The organism is Microvirga yunnanensis, assembly GCF_025460875.1.
In genome coordinates this window covers 1-25,443 of record NZ_JAMXFI010000115.1, presented here as the reverse complement: position 1 = coordinate 25,443, position 25,443 = coordinate 1, and the positions used below count along the sequence as shown (strand labels likewise).

General features: G+C 63.8%; 27 protein-coding genes and 1 tRNA gene. 16 read left to right on the top strand and 12 right to left on the bottom strand.

The features are described 5' to 3' along the window. The 3 genes from NF876_RS34560 to glpD all read left to right on the top strand — a co-directional run. The coding region (locus NF876_RS34560) for an aldehyde dehydrogenase family protein (RefSeq protein ID WP_262272644.1) at positions 1–125 on the top strand (125 nt) is incomplete at its 5' end. Between the two features lie 33 nt (positions 126–158). Continuing rightward, on the top strand, positions 159–1,649 hold the full coding sequence (glpK, locus tag NF876_RS34555; protein ID WP_262272642.1) for a glycerol kinase GlpK: 1,491 nt from the start codon (positions 159–161) through the stop codon (positions 1,647–1,649). Between the two features lie 464 nt (positions 1,650–2,113). Beyond that, entirely contained in the window at positions 2,114–3,664 is a 1,551-nt protein-coding gene (glpD, locus tag NF876_RS34550; RefSeq protein ID WP_262272641.1) for a glycerol-3-phosphate dehydrogenase, read from the top strand. A gap of 454 nt (positions 3,665–4,118) precedes the next feature. Here the strand turns inward: glpD and NF876_RS34545 are convergent, their stop codons facing one another. After that, positions 4,119–5,558, bottom strand: coding sequence for an adenylate/guanylate cyclase domain-containing protein (locus NF876_RS34545; RefSeq protein WP_262272640.1), 1,440 nt, complete (start codon positions 5,556–5,558; stop codon positions 4,119–4,121). Positions 5,559–6,079: 521 nt separating this feature from the next. Here NF876_RS34545 and NF876_RS34540 point away from each other — a divergent pair. The 3 genes from NF876_RS34540 to NF876_RS34530 all read left to right on the top strand — a co-directional run bounded on the left by NF876_RS34540 (position 6,080) and on the right by NF876_RS34530 (position 9,532). Next, positions 6,080–6,850, top strand: a complete 771-nt coding sequence (locus tag NF876_RS34540) for an IclR family transcriptional regulator (RefSeq protein WP_262272639.1) — start codon at positions 6,080–6,082, stop codon at positions 6,848–6,850. 78 nt (positions 6,851–6,928) lie between these two features. Beyond that, the gene (locus tag NF876_RS34535) at positions 6,929–8,161 is read left to right on the top strand and encodes an MFS transporter (RefSeq protein WP_262272638.1); all 1,233 of its coding nucleotides are present in this window, start codon (positions 6,929–6,931) and stop codon (positions 8,159–8,161) included. Positions 8,162–8,395: 234 nt separating this feature from the next. After that, the gene (locus tag NF876_RS34530) at positions 8,396–9,532 is read left to right on the top strand and encodes an alpha-hydroxy acid oxidase (protein ID WP_262272643.1); all 1,137 of its coding nucleotides are present in this window, start codon (positions 8,396–8,398) and stop codon (positions 9,530–9,532) included. Positions 9,533–9,631: 99 nt separating this feature from the next. Here NF876_RS34530 and NF876_RS34525 read toward each other — a convergent pair whose 3' ends face one another. Further along, positions 9,632–10,513 carry a LysR family transcriptional regulator gene (locus NF876_RS34525; RefSeq protein WP_262272637.1) on the bottom strand — a complete coding sequence of 294 codons (882 nt, stop codon included), beginning with the start codon at positions 10,511–10,513 and terminating at the stop codon, positions 9,632–9,634. Positions 10,514–10,704: 191 nt separating this feature from the next. On the opposite strand from NF876_RS34525, the gene NF876_RS34520 reads away from it, so the two are divergent. The 7 genes from NF876_RS34520 (at position 10,705) to NF876_RS34490 (ending at position 16,435) form a co-directional block, all read left to right on the top strand. Then, entirely contained in the window at positions 10,705–11,697 is a 993-nt protein-coding gene (locus NF876_RS34520) for a hydroxyacid dehydrogenase (RefSeq protein ID WP_262272636.1), read from the top strand. Positions 11,698–11,746: 49 nt separating this feature from the next. Further along, positions 11,747–12,430: an RraA family protein gene (locus tag NF876_RS34515; RefSeq protein ID WP_262272635.1), complete on the top strand. Its 684-nt coding sequence runs from the start codon at positions 11,747–11,749 to the stop codon at positions 12,428–12,430. Between the two features lie 165 nt (positions 12,431–12,595). After that, the gene (locus tag NF876_RS34510) at positions 12,596–13,552 is read left to right on the top strand and encodes a tripartite tricarboxylate transporter substrate binding protein (protein ID WP_262272634.1); all 957 of its coding nucleotides are present in this window, start codon (positions 12,596–12,598) and stop codon (positions 13,550–13,552) included. Continuing rightward, positions 13,552–14,022: a tripartite tricarboxylate transporter TctB family protein gene (locus NF876_RS34505; protein WP_262272633.1), complete on the top strand. Its 471-nt coding sequence runs from the start codon at positions 13,552–13,554 to the stop codon at positions 14,020–14,022. Before NF876_RS34510 ends, NF876_RS34505 begins: the two co-directional genes overlap by 1 nt. 3 nt (positions 14,023–14,025) lie before the next feature. Continuing rightward, on the top strand, positions 14,026–15,534 hold the full coding sequence (locus NF876_RS34500; RefSeq protein ID WP_262272632.1) for a tripartite tricarboxylate transporter permease: 1,509 nt from the start codon (positions 14,026–14,028) through the stop codon (positions 15,532–15,534). Positions 15,535–15,590: 56 nt separating this feature from the next. Next, positions 15,591–16,199 (top strand): Crp/Fnr family transcriptional regulator, encoded by a 609-nt coding sequence (locus NF876_RS34495; RefSeq protein ID WP_262272631.1) that lies wholly within the window; start codon positions 15,591–15,593, stop codon positions 16,197–16,199. Next, positions 16,196–16,435, top strand: coding sequence for a hypothetical protein (locus tag NF876_RS34490; protein WP_262272630.1), 240 nt, complete (start codon positions 16,196–16,198; stop codon positions 16,433–16,435). Before NF876_RS34495 ends, NF876_RS34490 begins: the two co-directional genes overlap by 4 nt. A 773-nt stretch (positions 16,436–17,208) precedes the next feature. Here NF876_RS34490 and NF876_RS34485 read toward each other — a convergent pair. The 6 genes from NF876_RS34485 to NF876_RS34460 form a co-directional block, all read right to left on the bottom strand. Further along, entirely contained in the window at positions 17,209–18,249 is a 1,041-nt protein-coding gene (locus tag NF876_RS34485; RefSeq protein WP_262272629.1) for an adenylate/guanylate cyclase domain-containing protein, read from the bottom strand. A 142-nt stretch (positions 18,250–18,391) separates the two neighbouring features. Continuing rightward, entirely contained in the window at positions 18,392–18,631 is a 240-nt protein-coding gene (locus NF876_RS34480) for a DUF2188 domain-containing protein (protein WP_262272628.1), read from the bottom strand. A 60-nt stretch (positions 18,632–18,691) separates the two neighbouring features. Further along, complete coding sequence (locus NF876_RS34475; RefSeq protein WP_262272627.1) at positions 18,692–18,910, bottom strand: hypothetical protein; 219 nt, start codon at positions 18,908–18,910, stop codon at positions 18,692–18,694. A gap of 146 nt (positions 18,911–19,056) precedes the next feature. Beyond that, on the bottom strand, positions 19,057–19,494 hold the full coding sequence (locus NF876_RS34470; RefSeq protein WP_262272626.1) for a hypothetical protein: 438 nt from the start codon (positions 19,492–19,494) through the stop codon (positions 19,057–19,059). 31 nt (positions 19,495–19,525) lie between these two features. After that, the gene (locus NF876_RS34465; RefSeq protein WP_262272625.1) at positions 19,526–19,747 is read right to left on the bottom strand and encodes a hypothetical protein; all 222 of its coding nucleotides are present in this window, start codon (positions 19,745–19,747) and stop codon (positions 19,526–19,528) included. A gap of 113 nt (positions 19,748–19,860) precedes the next feature. Beyond that, complete coding sequence (locus NF876_RS34460) at positions 19,861–20,100, bottom strand: hypothetical protein (protein WP_262272624.1); 240 nt, start codon at positions 20,098–20,100, stop codon at positions 19,861–19,863. Positions 20,101–20,458: 358 nt separating this feature from the next. On the opposite strand from NF876_RS34460, the gene NF876_RS34455 reads away from it, so the two are divergent. Then, complete coding sequence (locus NF876_RS34455) at positions 20,459–21,091, top strand: DUF6894 family protein (RefSeq protein WP_262272623.1); 633 nt, start codon at positions 20,459–20,461, stop codon at positions 21,089–21,091. A gap of 54 nt (positions 21,092–21,145) precedes the next feature. Beyond that, positions 21,146–21,316, top strand: a complete 171-nt coding sequence (locus NF876_RS34450) for a hypothetical protein (protein ID WP_262272622.1) — start codon at positions 21,146–21,148, stop codon at positions 21,314–21,316. 47 nt (positions 21,317–21,363) lie between these two features. Here the strand turns inward: NF876_RS34450 and NF876_RS34445 are convergent, their stop codons facing one another. From NF876_RS34445 to NF876_RS34435, 3 genes are all read right to left on the bottom strand, one after another. Further along, positions 21,364–21,693: a hypothetical protein gene (locus NF876_RS34445; protein ID WP_262272621.1), complete on the bottom strand. Its 330-nt coding sequence runs from the start codon at positions 21,691–21,693 to the stop codon at positions 21,364–21,366. Between the two features lie 94 nt (positions 21,694–21,787). Then, positions 21,788–22,789: an adenylate/guanylate cyclase domain-containing protein gene (locus NF876_RS34440; RefSeq protein ID WP_262272620.1), complete on the bottom strand. Its 1,002-nt coding sequence runs from the start codon at positions 22,787–22,789 to the stop codon at positions 21,788–21,790. 547 nt (positions 22,790–23,336) lie between these two features. Then, a complete protein-coding gene (locus NF876_RS34435) occupies positions 23,337–23,594 on the bottom strand; it encodes a DUF6894 family protein (protein ID WP_262272619.1) in 258 nt (85 codons plus the stop codon). An 84-nt stretch (positions 23,595–23,678) separates the two neighbouring features. Here NF876_RS34435 and NF876_RS43680 point away from each other — a divergent pair, with 84 nt between their 5' ends. Beyond that, positions 23,679–23,909, top strand: coding sequence for a hypothetical protein (locus tag NF876_RS43680; protein ID WP_373696766.1), 231 nt, complete (start codon positions 23,679–23,681; stop codon positions 23,907–23,909). A 686-nt stretch (positions 23,910–24,595) separates the two neighbouring features. Here NF876_RS43680 and NF876_RS34425 read toward each other — a convergent pair. Beyond that, positions 24,596–24,686, bottom strand: a tRNA-Ser gene (locus NF876_RS34425). Between the last annotated feature and the right edge of the window lie 757 nt (positions 24,687–25,443).

Below are 25,443 nucleotides of genomic sequence, written 5' to 3'. Positions count from 1 at the left end.
CGGCGCTGGCCAACGAGATGGCGCCGTTTGGCGGGGTCAAGCAGTCGGGGCTGGGGCGCGAGGGCTCCAAGTACGGCATCGAGGGCTTCCTCGAAATCAAGTACGTCGCCCTCGCAGGATTGTGAGACCCTTGAACCCCATCGTGAGAGGAGGAACGCATGGCCGACTTCGTGCTGGCTCTCGACCAAGGCACCACATCGTCCCGCGCCATCGTGTTTGACGGCACCTACAGGATCCGCGGGCTGGCGCAGCGCGAGTTCCCCCAGATCTACCCGAAACCCGGCTGGGTCGAGCACGATCCCCGGGATCTCTGGGACACGATCCTGGAAACCATGCGGTCCGCCCTCGCCGATGCGGGACTGGCCGCCTCCGACATCGCGGCCATCGGCATCACCAACCAGCGCGAGACCGCGATCCTCTGGGACCGCGCGACGGGGCGCCCGGTCCACAACGCCATCGTCTGGCAGGATCGACGCACGGCGGATCGCTGCGCCGCGCTGAAGGCCGACGGGTCCGAGGCGCTGATCACCGATCGGACCGGACTGCTCGCCGACCCGTATTTCTCCGCCACGAAGATCGAATGGATCCTGGACAATGTCGAAGGCGCCCGGACCAAGGCCGAGCGCGGCGCGCTCGCCTTCGGCACCGTCGACACGTGGCTGCTCTGGCATCTCACCGGCGGCCGGCGGCACGTCACCGATGCGACCAACGCGTCGCGGACCATGCTGTGCAACATCGACACCGGCGAATGGGACGAGGACCTGCTGCGCCTGTTCCGCATCCCGCGATCCATCCTGCCCGAGATCAGGGACAGCATCGACGATTTCGGCAGCACGGATCCGGGTCTCTTCGGCGTCGCCATCCCGGTCAGGGGCGTGGCCGGCGACCAGCAGGCCGCCACCGTGGGACAGGCCTGCTTCAGGCCCGGGATGATGAAGTCGACCTATGGGACGGGCTGCTTCGCGCTCCTCAACACGGGGCACGAGCGCGTGCCTTCCAAGAACCGCCTTCTGAGCACCATCGCCTACCGCATCGAGGGCCGGACCACCTATGCGCTCGAAGGCTCGATCTTCATCGCCGGAGCGGCCGTCCAATGGCTGCGGGACGGGCTCGGCATTCTCCAGCGCGCGGACCAATCCGGATCCTTCGCCGCCCAGGCCGATCCGCAGCAGGAGGTCTATCTCGTTCCGGCCTTCACGGGCCTCGGCGCCCCGTGGTGGCAGCCCGACGCGCGCGGAGCGCTCTACGGCCTCACGCGCAACACGGGCCCGAACGAGATCGCCCGGGCGGCGCTCGAATCCGTGTGCTTCCAGACGCGGGACCTCCTGGACGCCATGCGTCAGGACTGGTCGGCCGCGGCCGATACGGTTCTGCGCGTCGACGGCGGCATGGTGGCGAGCGATTGGACGATGCAGCGCCTCGCCGACATTCTGAACGCTCCCGTCGACCGGCCGGTCATTCTCGAGACGACCGCTCTGGGCGCTGCCTGGCTGGCCGGATGCGGCGCGGGAGTCTGGCCGGGCAGCGACGGATTCGCGGCCAGCTGGCGCGCCGATCATCGCTTCGCGCCGGCCATGGCCGACGGCGAGCGCGAGCGGGCGCTTTCCGGCTGGCGCCGCGCCGTGCAGCGGACGATCTGGCAGGGCTGAAGCATCGTGCGCAAAAGTGGGAACCGGTTTTGCGTGAAAAGATGCTTCACAAGAAAAGCTCAAAGCATCGTGCGCAAAAGTGGGAACCGGTTTTGCGTGAAAAGATGCTTCACAACAAAAGCTTGAAGCATCGTGCGCCAGCCAAAAGTGGAGCATGGGAATCGCTCCCAAACCCGGGTCCCCTTTTCACGTCCGATGCTCCCGGCCCGCGCCACTCCCGGCCAGGATAGAAACGCTCCCTCGTCATGGCCGGGCTTGTCCCGGCCATCCCGATCCGGTGAGGCGCGGCGCTCTTCCGACCGGGATCACCGGGACAAGCCCGGTGATGACGTGGAGAAGGTGGTCATGGCCGGTGAGGACACCGGCACAAGGCCGGTGATGACCTGGAGGGTGTCATGAGGCGGTTTTTCACATCCGATGCTCGAGCGGCCGGTGCCGTCGGCATCGCCCCGGAGGAGTTGGCAATGTCTCGTTCAGAGTTCGACATCGTGGTGATCGGCGGGGGCATCAACGGCTGCGGAATCGCCCGTGACGCGGTCGGGCGCGGCTACAGCGTCCTGCTGGCGGAAATGCGGGATCTGGCCAGCGGGACGTCGTCGGCCTCCACCAAGCTGATCCACGGCGGGCTGCGCTATCTCGAGCACTACGAGTTCCGCCTGGTCAGGGAATCCCTGATGGAGCGCGAGGTGCTCTGGTCCATGGCGCCTCACATCATCTGGCCGCTCCGCTTCGTCCTGCCCCATCACGGCGGTCTCAGGCCGGCCTGGCTCCTGCGGCTCGGCCTGTTCCTGTACGACCACATCGGCGGGCGCAAGCTGCTTCCGAAAACCACCACGCTCGATCTCGCGCGCGACCCGGCCGGGAAACCTCTGCGCAAAGGCTACAGCAAGGCCTTCGAATATTCCGACGCCTGGGTGCAGGATGCCCGGCTCGTGGCCCTCAACGCGCGGGATGCGGCCGACCGGGGCGCCGAGATCCTGACGCGCACGAAGGTCACCCGGCTCGAACGCGGCGATGCCGGGTTCCGGGTCGCACTCACCGACCAGGAAACGGGCCGGACCCGCGAGGTGACGGCGAGGCTCGTGGTGAACGCCGCCGGGCCCTGGGTCGATCAGGTCCTTCGCCAATCGACCGGCTCGAACGAGCGCCACGTCCGTCTCGTCCAGGGCAGCCATATCGTGGTCGGGAAGCTGTTCGATCACGACAGGTGCTACATTTTCCAGAACAAGGACAACCGGATCATCTTCGCCATTCCCTACGAGGGCGATTTCACCCTGATCGGCACGACCGACCGGGACTTTGCCGGCAGTCCGGACGAGGTCCGGATTTCCGACGAGGAAATCGCCTATCTGTGCGAGGCCGCATCGGAGTATTTCGAGCGCGGCGTCACCCCGGACGACGTGGTCTGGACCTATTCCGGCGTCCGACCCCTGTACGATGACGGCGCATCGAAAGCTCAGGAAGCCACCCGGGACTACGTGATCAAGGTCGACGGAACCGGCCGCGAAGGCGCGATCGTCAACATCTTCGGCGGCAAGATCACCACCTATCGGCGCCTGGCCGAGTCCGTCCTGGAGACCATCGAAGAGACGCTCGGCGCCCGCGGGCCCGCCTGGACGGCGGGGGCGACCCTGCCCGGGGGCGATTTCCCCGTCCTCGGTTTTGAGGAACTCGTGTCCCGCCTCAAGACGGAGGCGCCCGCCGTCGCGGAGGGCACGATCCGCCGGCTCGCCCGCAACTACGGGACGCGCGCGCGGCACATCCTAGAGCCGGCAGGACTGGGGCCGGCGGGAAACCTGGGCAGGATCTTCGCCGCCGATCTCGGCGAGAACGAGGTCAATTACCTGATGGACCAGGAATGGGCGCGGGACGTGGACGACGTCCTGTGGCGCCGCTCCAAGCTCGGTCTCAGGATCGGCGCCGACGCGAGGGCCGAGATCGCCGCCCATATGAGCGCCCGGAGCGGTCCGGGGCGACAGGCAGACCATTGGAAGGACGCCGCGATGCGGGGATGACAGCATCGTGCCATGCGGTCCTGAGGCGCCGCATCGCCGAGCGTGGCCCGCTTTCGTCCGCACGATGCCCCCGGCGGTCTTCCGACCGGGATCACCGGGACGAGCCCGGTGATGACGGGGAGGGTGACCATCGGAGTGGCGCGACCGCTCCCACGTCCCTCTCACGCCCCTCCCACGTCATGGCCGGCCTTGTGCCGGCCATCCCGATCTTCTAGGGCGCCGCGCTCCACCGGATCGGGATCACCGGGACAAGCCCGGTGATGACGTGGAGGGTGGTCAGGACCGGTGCCGACACCCTCCCACGTCATGGCCGGGCCTGTCCCGGCCATCCCGATTGCCTGAAGCGCCGCGCTTCACCGGATCGAGATCACCGGCACAAGCCCGGTGATGACGTGAGAGGGTGGTGTGAGCGGGTGATGACGGGGAGAGGGTCAGGGTCCGTATGCTCAGGCGATTAGTCGGACTTCCGCGCCGGCCGGTCCGTCTCACCTGGCGATGGGGACGAGCTGGCGATGTGGACGAGAAGGCCTTGCTGCCTGCCGCGGAGCTGGACGTGGCGGGAGGACCGGAACCTCGCGCGCCATGCCGGATCCGCCGCGGCGCGGATGCAATCCTCCGACGCGATGATCGAGCCCCCGATCTCGCGCGTCACCTCCTCGAGCCTGCTCGCCACGTTCACAACGTCGCCCACGACGGTGAACTCGATGCGCTCCCGGCCACCGAGATTGCCGACGGTCACCGGTCCGCAATGGACTCCGACCGAGACACGCAGCGGATCGGCGCCGCGGCCGGACCGTTTTCGGCTCCAGCGCTCGATCTCCTCCTGAAGTTCGAACGCGCATGCGAGCGCGCGGGTCGGCGCGTCCGGTTGCAGGCCGATGGACCCGAAGGTCGCCATGAAGCCGTCGCCCAGATATTTGTCGAGGGTGCCGCCATGCCTGAACACCACGGCGCTGCTCCGCTCCTGGAAGCTCCGCAGCAGGGCGAACGTGCGCTCGGGCGAGAGGGTTTCGGTGAGCTTGGTGAAACCGACGATGTCCGCGAACAGGATGGCGACAATCCGTGTCGCCGGCTCTCCGAACGCGGTCGCGCCGCGGCTGGAGAGGGCCTCGGCCACGTCCGGAGAGACATAGCGCGCGAGATCCGCGCGCACGACCTCGGCCTCGACCTGGTTCAGCAAGGTCCGGCGGCTGCGCCAGACGGTCAGCGTCAGGAGCAGGGTGAACAGGGAGGTTGCCACGAGCTGGGTGTACCATGCGGTCAGGCTGACAAAGGCGGGCTTGAAGGAGAGATCCAGGACGGCGGCCGACGTCAGCGCGCCCTCCGCGGCGGCATCGTTGAACCGCAGCGTGTCCGGCAGGGAGTAGACCGTGAAGACCCCGATCGACCAGATCACGACGATCGACACGCCCGTCCACAGCACCCGCCTCGGGGAGTAGGTGAGGGCGGCCTCGCCGAGGAGAAGGAGAACGTAAAGGAATTCCTGCCCGCGCAGACGGGTCTGGATGGGCCAATCGCCGCCGAGGCCGGCGGGCGGAGGGACCAGGATGGCGGCCGTCACCAGGGCCACGTCGAGGACGATGAAGCCGAGCTTGATCGCCTCGCCGTGGCGATGGCGACGCAGGCGGTAGGGGATGTAGCCTAGGAGGAAGAACCCGAACGCGTAGGCTCCGTAATAGAGATCCCGTGGCCACGGCACGAGCCAGATCAGCCAGACCGAAACCACGATGATCGCGGTCAGCCGCGCGTAGAAGGCGAACTGGAGGCCTTCGAGCTCCGCCCGTCGCATGTTCGCCTGAAGGTGAACCTGCGAGGTCCGGAGGGACCGAAGCGATCGGAGCCCCTCCAAGGCCCTGGATACGAAGCCGACGCTCCGGGTTGCCAAGTCAAACATCGACTCGCTCTGTTGATGCCAAAACCTTTAGCGCACCCTACGAGAAAGTGGACCCGGTTTTTCGTGTCGAACGGTGCGCCACTTCGGGAGTTGAGCATCGCACTTATCGGCAGGGCAACTCGGCCCCGGAGCGACGCTCATCCCGGGTGAGGGTCGTATGGGCGGGTGATGACACCCTCCCATGTCATGGCCGGCCCGTCATCACCCGCTCTCACCATCCTCCCACGTCATCACCGGGCTCGTCCCGGTGATCCCGATACGGTGAAGCGCGGCGCCCCAAAACATCGGGATGGCCGGCACAAGGCCGGCCATGACGTGGGAGGGTGTCAGGACCGGCTTCTACCACCTCTCCACGTCATCACCGGGCTTGTCCCGGTGATCCCGCTTCATGCGGGCAAGGCGTTCCGCATTGCCGAGGTGACGTGCCTCAGAAATTGTCTCGCTCGACGGTGCGCTTTGACAGAAGCGCGTTTCCGCAGTATTTCATGGTAGGAAATGTCGTTACACAGAGTGAAACGACCGTGGCAAGACAGGCCTTGGACATCGAAGCGCGGGAAGAAGGTGGGGTCATCGCCGTCGAGCGGGCCTTGGCCGTGCTCGACGCGTTCACGGCCGATGACCGGTTCCTGAGCCTGGCGGAGCTCGCCCGTCGCGTCGGCCTGTCGAAACCGACCGTTCTGCGCTTCACGAAGTCGCTGGTCCGGGCCGGCTACCTCGTGCGCAACGACGATGCGACCTTCCGGCTTGGACCGAAGCTCGCCCGGCTCGGAACCCTGTACCAGGCAAGCTTTCGGATCGAGGATTACGTCCAGCCGGCCTTGCGGCGGCTCGCTCAGGAGACCGGCGAGAGCGCGGCATTCTACGTTCGCGAAGGCGATATGCGGGTCTGCCTCTTTCGTGTGGATTCGCCGCAATCGATCGGGCATCACGCAAGGACCGGCGATCTGCTGCCCCTCGACCGAGGTGCGCCGGGACGCGTGCTTCTCGCCTTCGCCGGCGAACCCGGCGAGCCATACGATCAAATTCGCCGTGACCTGTTCCATATCACGTTCGGCGAGCGCGATCCGCAAGTGGCCAGCATTGCCTGTCCGATATTCAGCTTCGGCCAGCAGGTCGCCGGGGTCATTGGCGTGGCAGGCCCGACAAGCCGATTCGATGAAAGGGCCGTCGCCCACCATTTCGAGTTGCTGAGGTCTGTCTCCACCGAACTGACACGACATCTGGGCGGAACGCCTGCGAGCCAGGCTTCGACCCGCAGGCCAGGCACGTCTTCCCGCGTCCGCGCTGATTGAACCCGGTCAGCCGCAATCATCAAGAGAGGAAGCCGTGCTGACCATTCCAGAAACACCGTGTCCCCGTGCATGGGCCGCATGACCATGCAAAAGGGATGGCATGGCGTGCGCGCGGCCTTGTCCGAGGCCAATTATCGCACTTTCACTATCGGCAACGTCTTCTCGCTCGTCGGAACCTGGGTTCAGCGGGTTGCGCTCGGCTGGCTCGTCTGGGAACTGACGGGCTCAGGGGCATGGCTGGGCGCGGTCGCTTTCGCCGACCTGTTTCCGATGGTCCTCGTGACCCCCTTGGCGGGCGCCATGGCCGACCGGTCCGAGCGACTGCGGGTCACGCGGATCAGCCAGGCCTTGCTCATGGTGCATGCGGGGCTGCTCACCCTTCTCAGCGCCCTCGGCCTGCTCAACCCGGGCCTCGTGCTGGTGCTCGCCCTGGTCGGCGGAATCATCACGGCCTTCAACCAACCCTTCCGGATGGCGCTTCTCCCCAGTCTCGTTGAGCGCCCGAACCTGATCAGTGCGGTCGCGATCAACTCTGTCGCGTTCAACGTTGCCCGCTTCGTCGGACCTGCCATCGCGGGCCTCGTGATTGCGAAGGGCAGCCTCACACTGGCTTTCGCGATCAATTTCGGGACGTTCGCAGTCTTCTCCTGGACGCTTGCCAGGATACGTCTGGTTTGCGTCGAAACCACCCGACCCGCCAAGGGCGGATTGATCACGGCGGTCGTCGAAGGTTGGCGCTATGCCGCCGGGCATGTCGGCCTCGGCGCCATGTTTCTGACGCTGACGGTCGTCTCGCTCTGCATACGGCCTGTTCTCGAGCTCATGCCGAGCTACGCGGCCCTGTTCGGCCCTGACGCCGGCAAGTTCGCCTTCATGACATCCGTGATCGGCCTCGGCGCCCTGGTCGGGGCGCTCTGGCTCAGCCGGCAGGCCGATCCTGCGGCCCTGGCCAAAATGTCTCTGTCGAATGGCCTTGCGATGGGCGCGGCATTGTTCGTCGCGGCGGTCGCCCGTCACGAGCCGTTGGGGGTCGTGGCCCTGTTCATTGTGGGCTTCGGCATGGTCGTGAGCGGGATCGCCAGCCAGACCGTGATCCAGCTCGCCGTGCCCGATCACCTGCGGGGCAGGATGCTCGCTCTGCACAGCATGATCTTTCGGGGGGCGCCGGCCCTTGGTGCCTTGGTCATCGGAGCCTTGTCGGACCTGACGGGGCTGCGCGGTCCCCTGGTCGCAGGCGCAGCCGTGACCTTCGCCTTCAGCGGGATCGTTTATTCCCGGCGCAAGCTGATCCTCGAGAGCCTCGGTCTGTGAACGTGATCCGGGACAGTCGGTGCACGGACTACGCGACGGGTCACAGCGGCAAGGCGCACGGCATATTCATTGGTAACCGGAGAGAGGAGTCTCATGAGCAGTCCTGACACGCCGCGCGGCATGGAGCGCTCCACGACGGATCTGGAATCGACGCCGGTCAAGGGGATCGTGCAGACACCGCCTGCTGCTCTGCCGCGGCGCCTCCGCCGGGTCCTGGCATTCGACGACTTCGAGATGGCGGCGCGCCGCCACCTGCCGCGGCCGATCTTCGGCTACGTGTCAGGGGCTGCCGAGACCAACGCCTCCCTCCGCGACAACCGATCGGCCTTCGAGGAGTTCGGCTTCGTCCCGCGGGTGCTCGTCGATGTATCGAGGCGCACTCAGGCCGTCGAACTGCTCGGCAGGACATACGCGGCCCCGTTCGGGATCGCCCCGATGGGAATCAGCGCCCTGTCGGCCTATCGCGGCGATCTGGTCCTGGCGCGGGCAGCCGGGCAGGCCGACATCCCGATGGTGATGAGCGGATCCTCCCTGATCCGCCTGGAGGAGGTCGCCAAGGCGAATCCTGCGGCCTGGTTCCAGGCCTATCTGCCGGGTGAACCGGACCGGATCCTCGGATTGCTGGAGCGGGTGGAACGGGCCGGCTTCGGGACGCTCGTGCTGACCGTCGACACGGCGGTCCTGGCCAATCGGGAGAACAACGTCCGGAGCGGCTTCTCCACGCCCCTTCGGCCCAGCCTTCGCCTCGCCTGGGACGGCATGATGCGGCCGAACTGGACGCTGAACACGTTCCTGCGGACTTTGCTGAAGCACGGCATGCCCCATTTCGAGAATTCCTACGCGACACGCGGAGCGCCGATCCTGGCGAAAAGCGTGATGCGAGACTTCGGAGCGAAGGATCACCTGAACTGGCGTCATCTGGAACTGATCCGCGAGCGGTGGAAGGGACGCCTGGTCGTCAAGGGCATCATGTCCAAGGACGATGCCCGCATCGCCCGGGACAGCGGCGTCGACGGCATCGTCGTGTCGAACCATGGCGGCCGGCAGCTCGATGGGGCAGTCTCACCCCTGCGCGTCCTGCCGGCCATTGCGGATGCCGTAGGCGCGACAATGCCCGTCATGATGGACGGTGGTATCCGTCGAGGCTCCGATGTGCTGAAAGCCATCGCTCTCGGCGCGGCATTCGTCTTCGTGGGCCGTCCCTTCGTTTATGCGGCCGCCATCGGAGGCGAGACGGGCGTCAGCCATGCCATCACCATCCTCTCGACCGAGATCAACCGGAACATGGGTCTTCTCGGCATCAACTCGCTCGGTGAACTGGGTCCGGAGCGGCTTCTCAGGATCAGGGGCGTCGATGGGTCCGGGACCTGAGAGAACCTCGGATGGCCGGCACGACGGTAACACGCGACAGCATCGCCCAAAGATGTGGTCAACCTCGACGGGTGCGGGATCGGCTGTGGAGGGCGTGTCTCAGCGCGCCACCCCGTACTCGCCGCTGAAGCTCACCAGATGCTGGTGGAGCCGGTCGATCACGATCGTTCGCGTGCTCGTGCGGCGCTCGATCAACCCAATCTGACGATAGACCTGCGGATTCCCGAACGGAGCTGACACGACCTCGCCAATCGCCTCCTTCAGGGCGCTGTAAGGGGCGACGGATGCACCAAGGCCGTTGACCACGCATGCGACGACAGCGGTCATGGTGTCGGTTTCCGCGATCAGGTTCGTCACGATGCCGCTCCTTGCCAATTCGGTATCGATCAGTTGAGTCAGACGGAACCTGCTGTTGAACCTCACATAGGGGAGGGTCGAGAGCATTTCCGTTGCAGACATTTGCGGCGTGCCGGGCGGTGCGATCGCGAACAAGGGCTCGTTGATGAAGGGACTCCATCTCAGCGCCGAGGGAACCCCGGAGTGCTCGGCCACCATCGCCGAATCGAGCCTTCCCGATACGACATCGTTCAGGAGTCCGTCGCTGTTGGCGACATGAAGCTTGATCTTGAGATCGGGATAATCCGCCTTCAGCGCGACGATCGCCCGGGGCAACAAGGACAGGACACTGGACCGGATGGAGCCGATCGTGAAGGTGCCCGTGATCGCCTTTCCGGATATGGCGTCGATCACGTCATCGGCGGATCGCACGAGGTTGCGCGCGGCGTCGAGCATTTGAAGCCCGTGACTGTTGAGCGTCATCGGCCGGGTCGAGCGGTCGAACAGCTCGGCCTGGACCTCGATCTCCAGGGCCTGGATCTGTTGGCTGACCGCGGAGGGCGTCAGCCCGACGGCATCCGCCGCCTTGGCAAACGTTCCGTGCTCGGCAATCGCGATGAATGTCTTCAGTTGGCGGATGTCCATCGAACCTTGGCCGGCGCTTATTAAGAAAATCTGTTCATGTTTGCCAGAATTATTCGCTTTTTTCAAGAAATCCTTATGTTACGAATCGACGCCAACGAAACACCGAGCAGAAAAGCTTCGGGATATGGGAGGATGTGATCCAAGGTGCGATACCTCGCACCGCGTCCTCGCTCGTTCCGATCGAGGTACGCATGGACAGCCGCAATATCCTGGTCACTGGCCCCGCCATCAACGAGCAAGCCGTCAAGCTCATCGCCGACAACGGCTACAGCGTCGCTTATGTCCCTCCCTATACGAGCGAGGAGGACCTGGTCCGGATCGTTGCCGAGGTCGACCCGGTCGGGGTCGTGGTCCGGATGGGACGCTTCGGGGCTTCCGCCATTGACGCCGCGCCATCGCTGCGCGTCCTTTCCAAGCACGGTGTCGGGGTGGACAACATCGACGTCGATGCCGCGACCCGTCGTGACATCCCTGTTGTCGTCGCAGCCGGTGCGAACGCCCGTTCCGTCGCCGAGCATGCGATGACCCTCATGCTGACCACCGTCAAGCGCATCGTACCGCTCGACAGCGGTCTGCGCGCCGGCCGTTGGGAAAAAGCCGGGTTCTCGGGCGTGGAGGTCGCGGGTCTGACCATGGGCCTGGTCGGCTTCGGGGCCATCGCAAGGCACACGGCCGTCTCTGCGAAGGCTCTCGGAATCCATGTCCGCGCCTTCGACCCCTTTGCCGATGACGCGACCTTCGCCGATGCCGGCGTCACCCGGGACGCTGCCGTCGAGGACCTTCTCGCCGCGTCCGACATCGTCAGCCTGCACTGTCCCCTGACGCCTGAGACGCGCAACCTCCTCGACGACCATGCGATCGGCCTGATGAAGCCTGGATCCTACGTGGTCAACACGGCCCGCGGCGGACTGATCGACGAGGACGCCCTGGTCAGGGCCATCGACAGCGGCCACATCGCGGGCGCCGGCCTCGACACGTTCGCAACCGAACCTCCCGCTCCTGATCATCCCTTCTGGGGACGGCAGCAGATCGTCGTGACCCCGCATGTCGGCGGCGTGACAAAGCAGGCCAACGTCCGGGTCGGAGTCGACGCGGTCGAGGGGATCCTGGCCGTCATCCAGGGCCGGGATCCGGGTCGGGAGAGGATCGTGAACTACCGCGCCCTCGCGAAGGCATCGACCTGAGCGACTTTCGCATTCGACATCCAGTACCGAAAACCATGAGGAGAAGACGTTGAGCATAGGATTGAGGGTTCGGAACCGGGAGCGCGCCGTCGACCAGGAATGGGTCGAGAAGTTCAAGGAGCTGCCCGTCGCGAATGTCAGCGACAGCATGTACCGCATGTACGCCGCCGGCGCGCAGCTCCGCCCGATGCACCGCGAGGGCAAGCTCGCCGGCCGGGCCCTGACCGTCAAGGCCCCGCCCGGCGACAACCTGATGCTGCACAAGGCGATGGACATGGCCGAGCAGGGTGACGTCATCGTCATGGATGCCGGCGGGGACGTGACCCATGCCCTCATGGGCGAGATGATGCTCGACTATGCACGCAGGCGCGGCATCGTCGGCTTCGTCCTCAACGGCGCCATTCGCGACGCGGATGCCTTTCTGGAAATGAACGTTCCGACATTCGCCGCCGGAGTGACCCATCGCGGGCCCTACAAGAACGGTCCCGGCGAGGTGAACGGCCCGATCGCCATCGGCGGAATGGTCATCATGCCCGGCGACCTGGTCCTCGGGGATTCCGACGGCGTGGTGGTCGTGCCGATCGACGACGTGGCGGACGTCTACGAGAAGACTGTCGCCAAGTACGCCGCCGAGAACAAGCAGATGGACGCCATCAAGGCAGGCACGCACAAGCCGACCTGGTTCAACGAAACGCTCGCCAAGATGGGCTGCGAATTGCCGTCAAAGGCCTGACCCCGGTATCGTGGCCAATATGAGCAGGCTTGGCACCCGCCTGACAGGCCGGTGCCAAGCAGAACCCAATCCTCCATCAGTTTCGTGATGGAGCCTGAATGAGTTCGGAAGCGAATTCCGAAACGCTTGAGCGGTCATGTCGACCGCTATCAATGGGAGGTACGAATGAAGCAACTGATCTCGACTGCCGCACTTGTCACATCGATGCTGGTTGGTATCGGCGCCGCTCATGCCGAGTGGCCGAAGGACAGGCCCATCGAAATGATCGTGGCCTTCGCCCCGGGCGGCGGCACGGATGTGATGAACAGGACGCTCGCGCCCTACATCGAAAAGGAACTCGGCGCGAAGATCACCATACTGAACCGGCCCGGCGCGTCCGGTGAAATCGCCTACACGGCGATGACGCAGGCCAAGCCCGATGGCTACACGTTGTCCTCTCTCAACACCCCGGGCTACCTGACGATGCAGATGGACCGGAAGGTCCGCTTCGACCCCAAGAAGATCTGCCCGGTTGCCCGCATTGTCGAGGACCCCGGCTCGTTCATCGTGCAGGCGAACTCGGAGTTCAACTCACTCAAGGACCTGGTCGCCTACGCCAAGGCCAATCCGGGCAAGGTCACCATCGGCACGACCGGCCTCGGGACCGACGAACACCTCGCTCTGCTGCAACTGGAAAAATCGGCTGGCGTCGATCTGACCGCGGTCACCTTCAACGGTGCGAACGAGGCGCGGACCGCGCTGCTCGGCGGGCACGTCATGGCCATCGGGATCAACGTCGGGGAGCTTATGGGTGGCGATCACTCGGCCTTCAAGTCACTCGGCCAGTTTGCCGATCAGCGCGCCGTCATCGCTCCGGACCTGCCGACGGCCAAGGAGCAGGGCTATGACGTCATCGTGAGCTCCGAGCGCGGCATCGCGATGAATTGCGATGTCCCCGAAGCGATCAGGTCGAAGTACTCGGATGCCGTCAAGAAGGCTCTCGACAATCCGGAATTCCAGGAAAAGGCCAAGCAGCAGTCTCTCGCGCTTTCCTATCGCTCGTCCGAAGAGTGGAACAAGGAAATGCCGGCACGGGCTGAGCGGCTCGGGGAAATCTGGAAGCTGGTCAAGGAACAGAAGTGATGGCAGCTCCACGCAAGGTTGGGGAGACCGGCAATCGGCCGGATCTCCTGACGGCCGTCATGTTCGTGGGCATCGGTGCGCTCGGCCTCTGGGCCGGGCGCGACCTGACCATGGGCACGGCCTCAACAATGGGGCCGGGCTATCTGCCGAGGATCGTCTGCTGGCTCCTGGTTCTCGTCGGGCTGGCCGTCGGCGGGATCGGCCTGTTCCGGGCGCGGGAGGACATCGCCGCCCCGAAGCTTCGTCCCCTGTCGATCATCCTGCTGTCTGTCGTCGGCTTCGCCTTCATGGCCGAGTACTTCGGCTTTGTGGCCGCGTCGGTCTGGCTGTTGGTGATCGGAAGCCTGGCGGATCGTGAATCCAGATGGCGTGAGGTGATCCTCCTCACGGCGGGCCTGACCGCCTTTGGCGCGCTGGTCTTCATCGTTGGTCTCGGCGTCCAAATGCCAATCTGGCCTTTCTGGGAGTGAACCATGGAATTCCTCCACCTGCTCGCGCTCGGCTTCGGCGAAGCGATGACTCCGATGAACCTGGGCTTCTGCCTGCTCGGTGCTCTCCTCGGGACCCTGATCGGAGTACTGCCGGGGATCGGCCCGACCGCGACGATTGCCGTTCTCCTGCCGATCACCTTCTACCTGCCCCCGTTGGCCGGCATCATCATGCTCTCCGGCATCTACTACGGGGCGCAGTACGGCGGATCGACAACTGCCATCCTGGTCAACCTGCCCGGTGAGGCATCATCGGTGGTGACCGCGATCGACGGTTACAAGATGGCCCAGAAGGGCAAAGCCGGATCTGCCCTTGCCGTCGCGGCGCTCGGATCGTTCTTTGCCGGAACCGTGTCGACATTCGGCATTGCCGTCGCAGGCCCGACGCTCTCGTCATTCGCGCTCTCGTTCGGCCCTGCCGAATACGTGTCACTGATGCTCTTCGGCCTCCTGGCGGCCACCGTCCTTGCCCGAGGGTCCGTCCTGAAGGCGATCGGCATGATCCTGCTCGGCCTGGTGCTCGGCATGGTCGGCATCGACGCGGCATCCGGCGAGGAACGCTTGACGTTCAGCGCGATCGAACTTTTCGACGGCATCGACTTCGTCGTGATCGCAATCGGCGTTTTCGGCTTTACCGAGATCATCGAGAACCTCGAGAACGTGGAAGCACGAGGCGTCCTGGTCAGTAAGCTCAGCCGCCTTTGGCCGACGCGGGAGGACTTCCAGAAGGCTTGGCCGGCCGTCCTGCGGGGGACGGGGATCGGGACGTTTCTCGGAATCCTGCCGGGCGGCGGTGCGACGCTGGCGTCATTCTGCGCCTACTCCCTGGAAAAGAAGGTCGCGAAGAACCCCCGGGAATTCGGGAACGGAGCCGTCCAGGGCGTGGCAGGGCCCGAGGCCGCCAACAATGCCGGCGCTCAGTCGTCGTTCATTCCGCTGCTCACGCTCGGCATCCCGTCCAACAACATGATGGCGATGATGCTGAGCGCCTTCATCATCCATGGCATCACCCCTGGTCCCACCGTCCTGCAAAACCAGCCGGAGATCTTCTGGGGCCTCGTGGCGAGCATGTGGGTCGGCAACCTGATGCTGGTCGTCATCAACCTGCCGCTGATCGGCGTCTGGGTGAAGCTGCTGACGGTCCCGTACCGTCTCCTGTACCCGGCCATCCTGTTGTTCTGCTGCGTCGGCGTCTACAGCATCAACAACCGGATCTTCGACGTGGTGCTCGCCGCAGGTTTCGGGTTGCTCGGATACCTGTTCCGGAAGGCCAAATGCGAACCGGGCCCTCTGCTGCTCGGCTTCGTGCTCGGTCCCTTGCTCGAAACGAACGTCCGTCGCGCCCTGGTGATCTCTCACGGAAGCCCGAGCGTGTTCTTCGAGCGGCCGATCAGCCTCGTCCTGCTGCTGGCGACCGCCGCGATGTTCATCCTGATGGTCCTGCCATCCTTCCGCAAGACCCGCGAAGTGGCGTTCCAGGAGGAAGAGGCCTGAGGCCCACAGCCCCGACCGACGGGACAGGGACCGTCATCAAGGAGGATCAGGACCTCGTGCGCGAGGGTGACCGCCCCTCCCGCTCCTGCCTGATCCTGAGCGACTTTACCGCCAGCTACAAGATCACCGCAGGCGGCAAGCGCCAGATCGTGTCCTTCGGCATCGCCGGGGACATTCCCGACCTTCAGAGTCTGCACCTGAAGGTGGTGGACATCAGCATCGGCACGCTCACCCCGTGCCGGATAGGGTTCATCACCCATGACGACCTGCGCGACCTCTGCACCCGCTATCCCCGCATCGCCGCCGCCTTCTGGCGCGAGACCCTGATCGAAGGGGCCATCTTTAGGGAATGGGTGACCAATGTCGGACGCCGCAACGCCTGCAATCGCATGGCCCATGTGCGGTGCGAGCTGCTGGTGCGTCTCAGGGCGGTTGGCCTAGTCGAGGGCCATGTTTGTACCCTGCCGATCACCCAGGTCGAGTTCGCGGATGCCATGGGCATCACGCCAGTGCATGCCAACCGCGTTTTCAAGCAGATGCGGACCGACGGTCTGATCGAGTTGAGCGGCGACCGGCTGAACATTCCTGACTGGGAGAAGCTGAAGCAAGTCGGTGAATTTGATCCCACCTGCCTCCACCTGGAGATTGATCAGGCTGCCGCATGAGCCTCACCCTTCGGCCGATCCGGGTTGCGACCGGCTTTGACGAGGAAGGCATGATGGCCCTCGATGAGCAGCAGCGGCTGGTAGCGGTGTTGACCCCCATCTCGGGCGAGAACGAGTTTGCGCCGGGGCAGTGGTACCTGGAGGCAGGCTTTGGCTGGATCGATGAGGTCAACCATCCCGGGTTTGCCAGTCTGGACGCAGCCCACGAGTGGAATAGTCAGCGCCTTGCCCATTGAGCTTGATCAGGGGTAAACCCCAGTTTGACGTGCTCAGGCCTTGGGCTTGCGCCGGACCGCCTCATTCGCCCCGGGTCGAGCGGTGCTGGTGTCAATCTTCAAAACCTCCGCAACCCGCCGCTTGCCTCGATCATGCTCAATCCTGACCCGCACCGTGGTCCCGCGCGGGAGCCAGACATAACCGGCTTCCTTGAGCACCGTCATGTGCAAGAAGGCGTCACCATAGCGGTCGCTTAAAGCATCGGACCCAAAAGTGGACTTGCACTTTTGGGATCCATCCGATGCTTTCTTCTTGGATAAGAGCATCGGTCGGAACGGAAAACCGGATCCACTTTTCGCTGGCGTGGCCCTTCGGGTCGCTGACGCGGCCCTCTGGGTCCGTCCGATGCTCAAGAGCTACAAAGCCAAACTGCTTGGTCAGGTCAAACCAAGCAACTGTTCCTGTCACCGGCATGCATGATCTCAGCGGGTAGCAATATCAGCATAGCTTGCTCAGGTTCACCATCTGTGGAGGCTCATAAGCCCTGAATGAAATCCAGTTCCGTAAGCGGCCTTCCGCGAAATTTTTGCCGGAAGTCATTGACCCGTATAGGACACAGCGGTCTCGACACCAGGAATGTCTCAAAATGGCACAGGGCCGACCTTTGCCATACATCCGCAGTCGCGGGGTAGGCGGACCTTCACACGGCCAAGCTGAAGGGCAGGGCGTGAACCCTAAGCGGCTATTGGCGTCCTCTCTAGTCGACACCATGGATCTTGTTGCGTTAGGCCATTTAGCGGTCAGGGCGGTCATGGCCAGATCGAAGGCGATGAGGCTCCTTCCGCTCGCCGCTCGTGCGACCCGCGCTTGCCTCAATCACACGCACGAGTAACCCCTTGAGCAGGCTCCGCTCACTCTCCGACAGGGGAGCCAGGATTCTGTCCTGTGCAGTCCTTACAGCGGCCCGGAGCCTCAGCCGTGTCTCAACGCCCGCGGGCGTCGCGTTCAGAGCCCAGAGCCTTCGGTCCGAACTCCGGCTCCGCCTGATCAGCCCGCGCTGTGCGAGTCGGGTCGCGCACCGTTGGCCAGCCGCCGGTTTGATCCCGAGCCGCTCAGCGAGCCGATGGGGGTTCAGACCGGGCTCATCGATGATCGATGCAAGGGCCGGAACGTCGATCCCTGTCAAGCCGGCCGTCTCGCCGATTTCCGAGAGAGCCTGCATGCACAGAAGGTGGACACGTCGGATGAGGTGGAATTCGAAGTGGCTGTGGACGAGCGGAATGGCCTTCGCTGGGTGAGGGGCCGCAGGATGCACCAGAAGGGCCTGGATCGGCTCGTCGAGGTTCTTCACGCGCTGAGGCCCAAGGTCCTCGATGTCCAGCGGCACAAGCCGGCGGACATACTCGTAGGCTGACGCGGACAGGCAGATCGTTCCCGGCAGGGCCAAGCTCTGCAATCGGGCAGCAACGTTGACCCCATTGCCGAACAGGTCACCACCCCTGACCATCGCCTCCCCAACATGCACGCCGATCCGGAACAGGATCCGGCGCTCCTCCGGCACGGCATCGTTGATTGCGGCGATGCGCTCCTGGATGGTCAGCGCACACTGGACGGCATCGGGGGCGCTGGGAAACTCGGCAAGAATGCTGTCCCCGGCCGTGTTGGCAATGCGCCCGCCATGCTGGACGATCTCTCGGTCGGTGACCTCGCGGTGAGCGGCGAGCAGCCGCAGCGTTGCGCGTTCGTCGCTGGCCATGAGGCGGGTGTATCCTGCCACATCGGCGCACAAGAAGGCGGCGAGGTGGCGCTGCGCTGTCATGCTGGGCCTGTTCATGTGAGAGCCACCGGGGCTTGGTCACGGGACAACTGAAGTCAGTGTGGCACGGATCCAGATGCGTGGGTTGGGCCATTGTGAGAGCGGAGGAGGGGGATGCCTTCAGGCATTGAACGATCCCGATAGAAAAGCTTCCGATCGTCTAGCCCGTGACGTCTGTCTCAGGCCGATCCCGTCCCTGAGAAATCTCTTCATGCCAGTCGCCTGCTTCGTCCTGGTACTCGATGTCTTCCGTCGCGCCCGGCAGCCTCTGTTCGGCAGCCGCCCGCTCCGCAGCCTCGCGTGCTTCGTCATAGGTGGCATATCGTTCCGAGAAGACGTCTCCGACTTTGTAGGCCCATCCACCGTCGTGTTCGACAATCATGTAGTGAACGTTGGCCATTACCATCCTCCTTCGAGGCCCGTTGAAGCGGGCAACAGGCGGGAAGGGTCCGTTGCACGCTCAGGTCCTGCGGCCCTCCGGGCTCCAGACAAACACCTCTTCACCATGCTCATCGACCACCCGCAAGGCATCCGGCTCTTGCGGCATGGCCAATGTCTCGAAGAGCGACCGGGCCCTGACCTTCGCATCCTCCAGCTCGGCGGTGTCATGTTCAACCCGGCCGAGAGTGGCATGGGCCTGGTCCGTGTCCCGGACCCGAAAGAATTCGATGATAAACATTGCAGATGCACCACCTTGCTAGAGGAGTTGATAAGTCATCTACGCCGCCTGCCCTTGGAGACGATGTGATATCCACATGACCTTCCCGGTGGCGCAGCCACTTGGGATGTCATCCAAATAGCCGGAGTGTTCCTGGAACCGGGAACTCACGGGCTGTGCAACTCCGCATCCGGCAGAGCCGCCCCATCGGCATCGTTTCGCGCGAGGAGTGCCTGCAAGACCGCCAGAGTGGCTTCATCCGCGGCTGCGGCCGCAAGCTCAAAGACGGCAATGGCATACTCTTCCGCATCGTGGGCGCGGGTTTCCATCAGATGAGGCTTGTGGCGTTCCGTCCAAAGATCCTTGCCTGCATCGGAGCCCGCCTTTTTCTCTGCGAGCCACGTCTTGACCCTGACATTGGCCGCTTCAACGATCACACGGTTGTCGTAGATGCGCTGCTCGACCCGATCGAGCTGGCTTTCAAGGATCTCCTGAGATTGGTCGAAGGTCGCTGCGCCGTTCGATTTCAGCGCCTCAAGGCGGCGATCCATCCCGTGAAGCTTGATCCGGAGCTCGTCATATAGACGGCCCATCTGCTCACTCATTCGCGTCTCCTGTAAGATCCTGCCGTGATGATCATGGCGAGGGCGAGTTGGGACCAGCTTTCGACTGCCACTCCTGGCCGAACTGACTGACAATCCCTGTGCTGAAGACCTTGGCCCCTGGCCCGGCGGCCTGGGCTTCTGTCACGGCGGCGTTGATGGCCAAAAGGCGGGATTCATAGTCCCCATGGTGTTTGCCATTGACCCGGATGCGCCAGGCACCGTGATGTCGGACGACGTAAAACTCGGTTGCCATCAACGTCTCTCCATTAATTGTCAGTCCGGACCGGAAGGCGCCGACATCTCATCCGGACCCGACAGGGGGCAGAACGACAGGGGGCAGAACGGCTTGCCTGCCCTTCAGCCTTCTCAAAGCTGCTTATCCAGGGCCCAGAACTCGACATCTCTGGCGGCCTGCTCGTGGGAGAGGCTGTAGCTCTCTTCAACCTTTTCGATGAGCTCCGACGTGGTTCGGATCCCCATCACCTCGACCATCGTGAACCGATCCCACCTGGCCTGCATCATCGGCAGCGCGTGAAGCGTCAGTCCCGGACCATCGCGGGCTTGATAATGCTGAAGATCAAACATGAAGCGGCTGTTCAAACACATTGGGAACCTCCGCGATCACTCGCAGATATCAACCTTGGCCAATTGCAAGGGTGCAAAGCCGAAAGTTTATCTCAATTCTATATGGGGGAGACGGGCTCGTTTGCATCGGATCCCACAAATAAATTACTAATAAATCCGATTTAAGTATCTAAATTTTACACGCGGTATTATCGTGTATGTCATCAGGTTCTATAAGAACTAAGACTATTAACTTATTAGGAGCGCTAGATTTCTAGGTGAGGAACAGAAAGATGTTCGGTCAAGCCGTCATCTCGGTTCCGAATGTCGTGCGCGACCGGTCCCGGTGACGGATCAGCAGGACCATCGGCTTCGCTGGGGTACAGGAAAGGATCCTGTCATGAGAACGCATCGCTACGCTGCCGGTCAGCACGTCAGCTACGCCGAAGACGCTTCGCCCGCCGGGGTCTGGCGCGGTGGTTACGAGATTGTTGCCTTGCTGCCCGCCGGCAGCCGGGAGCCCCAGTACCAGATCCGAAGCGACGATCAGGCCTATGACCAGGTTGTCTGGGAGTTCCAGTTGCGGGAGGAGTTCGGCAGGCGGACGATGCGCTTGAGCGAGCTTGCCATGCAAGCGACGACGATGCTGGCATCACCACCCTGGCGTGCCCGCCACCCGAAAAGGCCAAGCCGACATGAGGATCTCACAAGGTGGGATGATGAGGGTGGTGCGCCCCGATCGGGCCACCGCTTCAGTGAGCACCCCCCATTGCCATCCAGGGCGGAAACAGCTCTCTACTATTTCAACGTCCGGACGGAGAGCAACCTCATGGAAGACCCGGAAGGAAACAGGTACCCTGACCTTCAGGCCGCGCGGGATGTTGCAGTCGCCTTGGCCCACACCATGATTGCGGAAGGCCATCAGAAGGGCGAGGACCGGCGACGCTGGCACGTCGAAGTCACCAACCGGGCCAATCAACCGGTCCTGACGGTCGCATTCGCGGACGTTCTCGGCCCTACGGCCGTCGGCTAGCTGCGACAAAGCGATTGCCGCAGCACGGCCCTGGGGTCGGCAAGGAAGCCAACCATGAGCAAGAGTCCTCTCACGACCACGCAGAAACTGGTGAACTCGGTCTGGAAAGCCGTGAGGATGCTGGACGACCGCCCCGAACCGCCTCCGAAGGTCAAGCTCGACGGCCGGCGCGGTTATGGCGACGGCGACATTCCCACGCCGCATCAAACTCCCAACCGCGAATGATCCAAGGCCCGCGCCGCCGCGAGACGCGGTAGGCCGAGGTCTCGCCGTCACGCTGGTATTGGCACAGGGGTAAAGGGCGAGCGCTCCACCAGGAGAACCTGCAGGAGAACCTGGGCAGTCACGCCGAGGGATCGCAAGCCATCCAGAACCTTCCGCAACTGCTCGGAGGCTTGCCCCCGGCGCGTGTCCTCCACGGTTCGGAACTCCAGCATCGTGATCGTGTCCGGGCTGGCCCCATCGGACGTGCGATAGGCCACAAGCGATACTGCACCCGGGATTTGCAGGAGCTGCTCAATCCAATCCCGGACATGCTGGTTGTAGTCGTTCCAGTGATGCGAGTCGGTTGGACGGTTATATTGAAGCATGATGTAGGCCATGGGATATCTCCCCGAGGGCTCGCGCCATCACGACACACAGGAGCGAGCGTTCATAGCAGTCAGACAGATACCTACCACCGCGTGCTGAGCCCGGTCAGTTGAAGCGGCGGTTCGCCTTGAGTTCGTTGGCGTTGATCACGCGGGCCAGGAGGTCTTGCAGGATCTCCCGCTCACGTTCCGAAAGCGATGACATGACCTGATCCCGCACCGCAAGGATGACCGGGTGAAGACGTTCGAAAAGCTCGAGCCCCGCCGGGGTGAGGCTGAGCAACCGTATCTCGCTGCCGCGTTTGCCTCGCGTCCGGTTGACGAAGCCGCGGCGCTCAAGATGCCGGACCATCCGCTGGGTGCTTGCGAGATCAGCGCCGATCCGCTCGGCCAGTCGCCGCTCATCGATGTCCGGAGCATCGTGCAGCGAGGCCAAAATCGCAGGCTCGACCAGCGTCAGGCCCTCCGGCCTCGTAATCTCCAGCAGCGCACGGTTCAGGATCGCGTGAAAGCGGCGCCCCAGGTTGAACTCGCTGCGGCGATGAACCGGCGGCAGGAACCGGAACGGCGGATGATCGGAGCCGTGGACGAGATAGGCCCGCACCGGGGTGTCGAGACTTCTCACGGGCTGTGCCCCGAGGTCGTCGAAGGTCAGCGGCAACACCCTGGCCACGTAGGCGTGAGCGGCTTCCGACAGACAGACAAACCCGGGTCGCGCCAACTTCTCCATGCGGGCCGCAATGTTCACACCATCTCCGAACATGTCGCCGTCCCGGACCATCACCTCTCCGACATGTACCCCGATCCGGAAGGTGACCCGCCGCTCCTCGGGCGTTTCCTCACTCGCTGCGGCAATTCGCTCCTGAATGCCCAGCGCGCATTGCACCGCCTCTATGACGCTTGGGAACTCAGCCAGGATGCTGTCACCTGCGGTGTTGGCGGTGCGGCCTCTGTACTGGATGATCTGGCGATCCATGATGGCCCGATGGGAGTCGAGCAGGCCGAGGGTTCCTGCCTCATCGGCGTTCATGAGGCGCACATAGCCGGCCACGTCCGCGTAGAAGATCGCTGCGAGGCGGCGCTGCATGACTGAGGCGCGTTTGTTCATCTTCGAACACCGCCCTTCACGAGTCGGCCCAGACGCACGCGATACCCATGAACCCTTTGGGTTGTCAGGATCGCCGGCAGTGGTGAGTTTGACGCCCAGCGCACACGCTGCGCCGGCCCGTTGTCCAGATTGGCGTGCCCTCACCAGTGGTAGCGGACCATCAGTGTGCAGACGGCGAGAATGCCAGCCATCAGGAGGAATGCAATCAGCGCCTGGGAGAGCATCACATCACCCCCAGAATCACGGCCCCGCAGAACAGAATGGCCAAGGCTCCCACGAAGAGAGCTTCGTTTTCTGAAGAAAAATGCGACATTATTCTATGAAACATGACCTACTCCCAAATTTCTCCAAGTATACGCGTGCGAAAGCCGTAAATATACGATTATCTTGCGGTCGGAGTTATTTATATGGGTCTTTCCATTTTTGTTCTATGTCGCGCCTTATCTGAATTATGCGCCCGCGCTGAAAGATGCCGGTCATGAAACAACTCCTCTCCGGCTGCCGCTACACGGTCGAGCTCTTGTCTGATGAAATCCGTGGCTCTCTGTCAGGCCTTCGCTGTTGAGCCTTGCGCTGAGCTTTCCACGGCCAGCGACAGCGTGACCCGCCAGACGATCCGTCCGGCCACGTCCTTGACGTCGACGGTCAAGTCGCGCCGATCCCCGTCCGGCATCACTTCCTTCACAATGTCGGGCAAGGTCTTCTTGGCCTCAGCCTTGGCCGCTTCAAGGCCCTCCAGTTCCAGCCCTTCACGGTCGGGCGTGAACCTCTTGCCATCATGGATGTCGAAGAAAAAGCGAGGCATGGGCGCTCCGACGCGTGAGAACAATGTCAATCAACGCCGCAGGGCTCGTGCCCTGTCCCTCATCCACGAACAGGCTCATCACCGATGTCCGACAGGCTCAAGAAATCCGCGCGCATCGTCGTGCTCGACCGCGACACCCTGCCCGAAGACATCACCTTGCGGGCGTTCTCGTTTCCCCATGAACTCGTCGCGTTCGGCCGGACCCCGCACGTCGCTTGGGCGAGCCACGAAGCCGTCCAGGGACTTGCCGACCAACGGGTCGACAAAATCGAAGCCTTCGAACGCGGCCAACCCAGGAACATGGTCGCGGCGTGATCGATGGCCGTCGATAAGGACGCCCGGCGCATGGGGCGGGCCCAGCGGGCCACGCCAGTGAAAAGCCGCCTGAGCACGCGGACCCTGATCCTCTCCACGTCATCACCGGGCTTGTCCCGGTGATGACGTGGAGAGGCACGGCGCTTCTCCGTATCGGGATGGCCGGCACAAGGCCGGCCATGACGCCGGAGGGTGTTCGCACCGCCTCACACCACCCTCTCACGTCATCACCGGGCTTGTCCCGGTGATCCCGATACGAGAGGCGCCGCGCTTTTCCGATCGGGATGGCCGGCGAGAGGCGGGTGATGACTGGCCGGCCATGACGTGGCTGGGTGGCAGGAAGGGCGGAGGGTGCCATGACGCCGGAGGGTGTTCGCACCGACCCTGACCACCTTCTCCCCGTCATCACCGGGCTTGTCCCGGTGATCTCGATGCGGTGAGGCTCGGCGCTTGTCTTCATCGGGATGGCCGGCACAGGGCCGGCCATGACGTGTGGAGGGGTATGGGAAGGGGTCGCGCCACAGCGATGGTCACCCTCTCACGGCGTCACCGGGCGACAACCTCACCGGTGGACACGCAACGGAGTTCGCCCCATTCCCGAGACGCGCGAGATCAGGACCGGAGCAGGTCCGAAGGTGCCGATGATTCAGAAGAACTCAATCTTTTCGGCCACTTGCAAAGGCAGGTGGCGGAGACGGAGGGATTCGAACCCTCGATACCCTTTTGGGGTATGCTCATTTAGCAAACGAGTGCCTTCAGCCGCTCGGCCACGTCTCCAGGCGAAAAGGCCGGATCTGGGATCCGCTTCGCAGGTGGCGCAATAGACGCGAACGGGGTCCCTTCGTCAAGGTCCAAAATCGCACGGCCGCCTGCGTGGGAAAGGGGAAGACAGCCTTCGCCCTCAGGGGGCCTACCAGAACAGATGGGACAGGGCGAGGCTTGCGATCCCGATGCCGGACAGGAAGACCGGAAACCACTTCGGACAGGGGCCCTGTGCTTCGTCGAGTTCCACGCTGTCCCTCCGTCGCTTGCTGAACACGCCCTATCAGAACAGCCGCGGGTCCGGGAGGGAAGGGGCCGGGCTGGTGAAAGTTGGGCTTTTCCGCTCAAATGGAGGGCATCGGGCCCGATGATCGCTAAGCACCGGACCCGATCCCGGAACTGAGCCCGCTTTTCACGTCCGATGCTCTCGCGCACCGTGCGAAAAAGTGGACCCGGTTTTTCGCGTCGAACGGTGTGCCGGCCAAGAGGGGAGCATCGGACAATCGGGATCACCGGGACGAGCCCGGTGATGACGGGGTGGTGGATCGGCCGGGCGATCAAGACAGGGTCCCGAACGGTGCGCGCTTCAAGAGGTTGAGCATCGGATCCGATCCCAAACCTGGGTTCACTTTTGCGCCCGATGCTCTAGTACTACAGCCGGGTTTGTGCGTTGACTTAGACACGGAGGTGTCGCGCCATGACGCACGCAAGCGAGGCCCACCGCTGGGCCGATCAGTTGGACGAACTCTGCACCCGGATTGCTCCCCGCTTC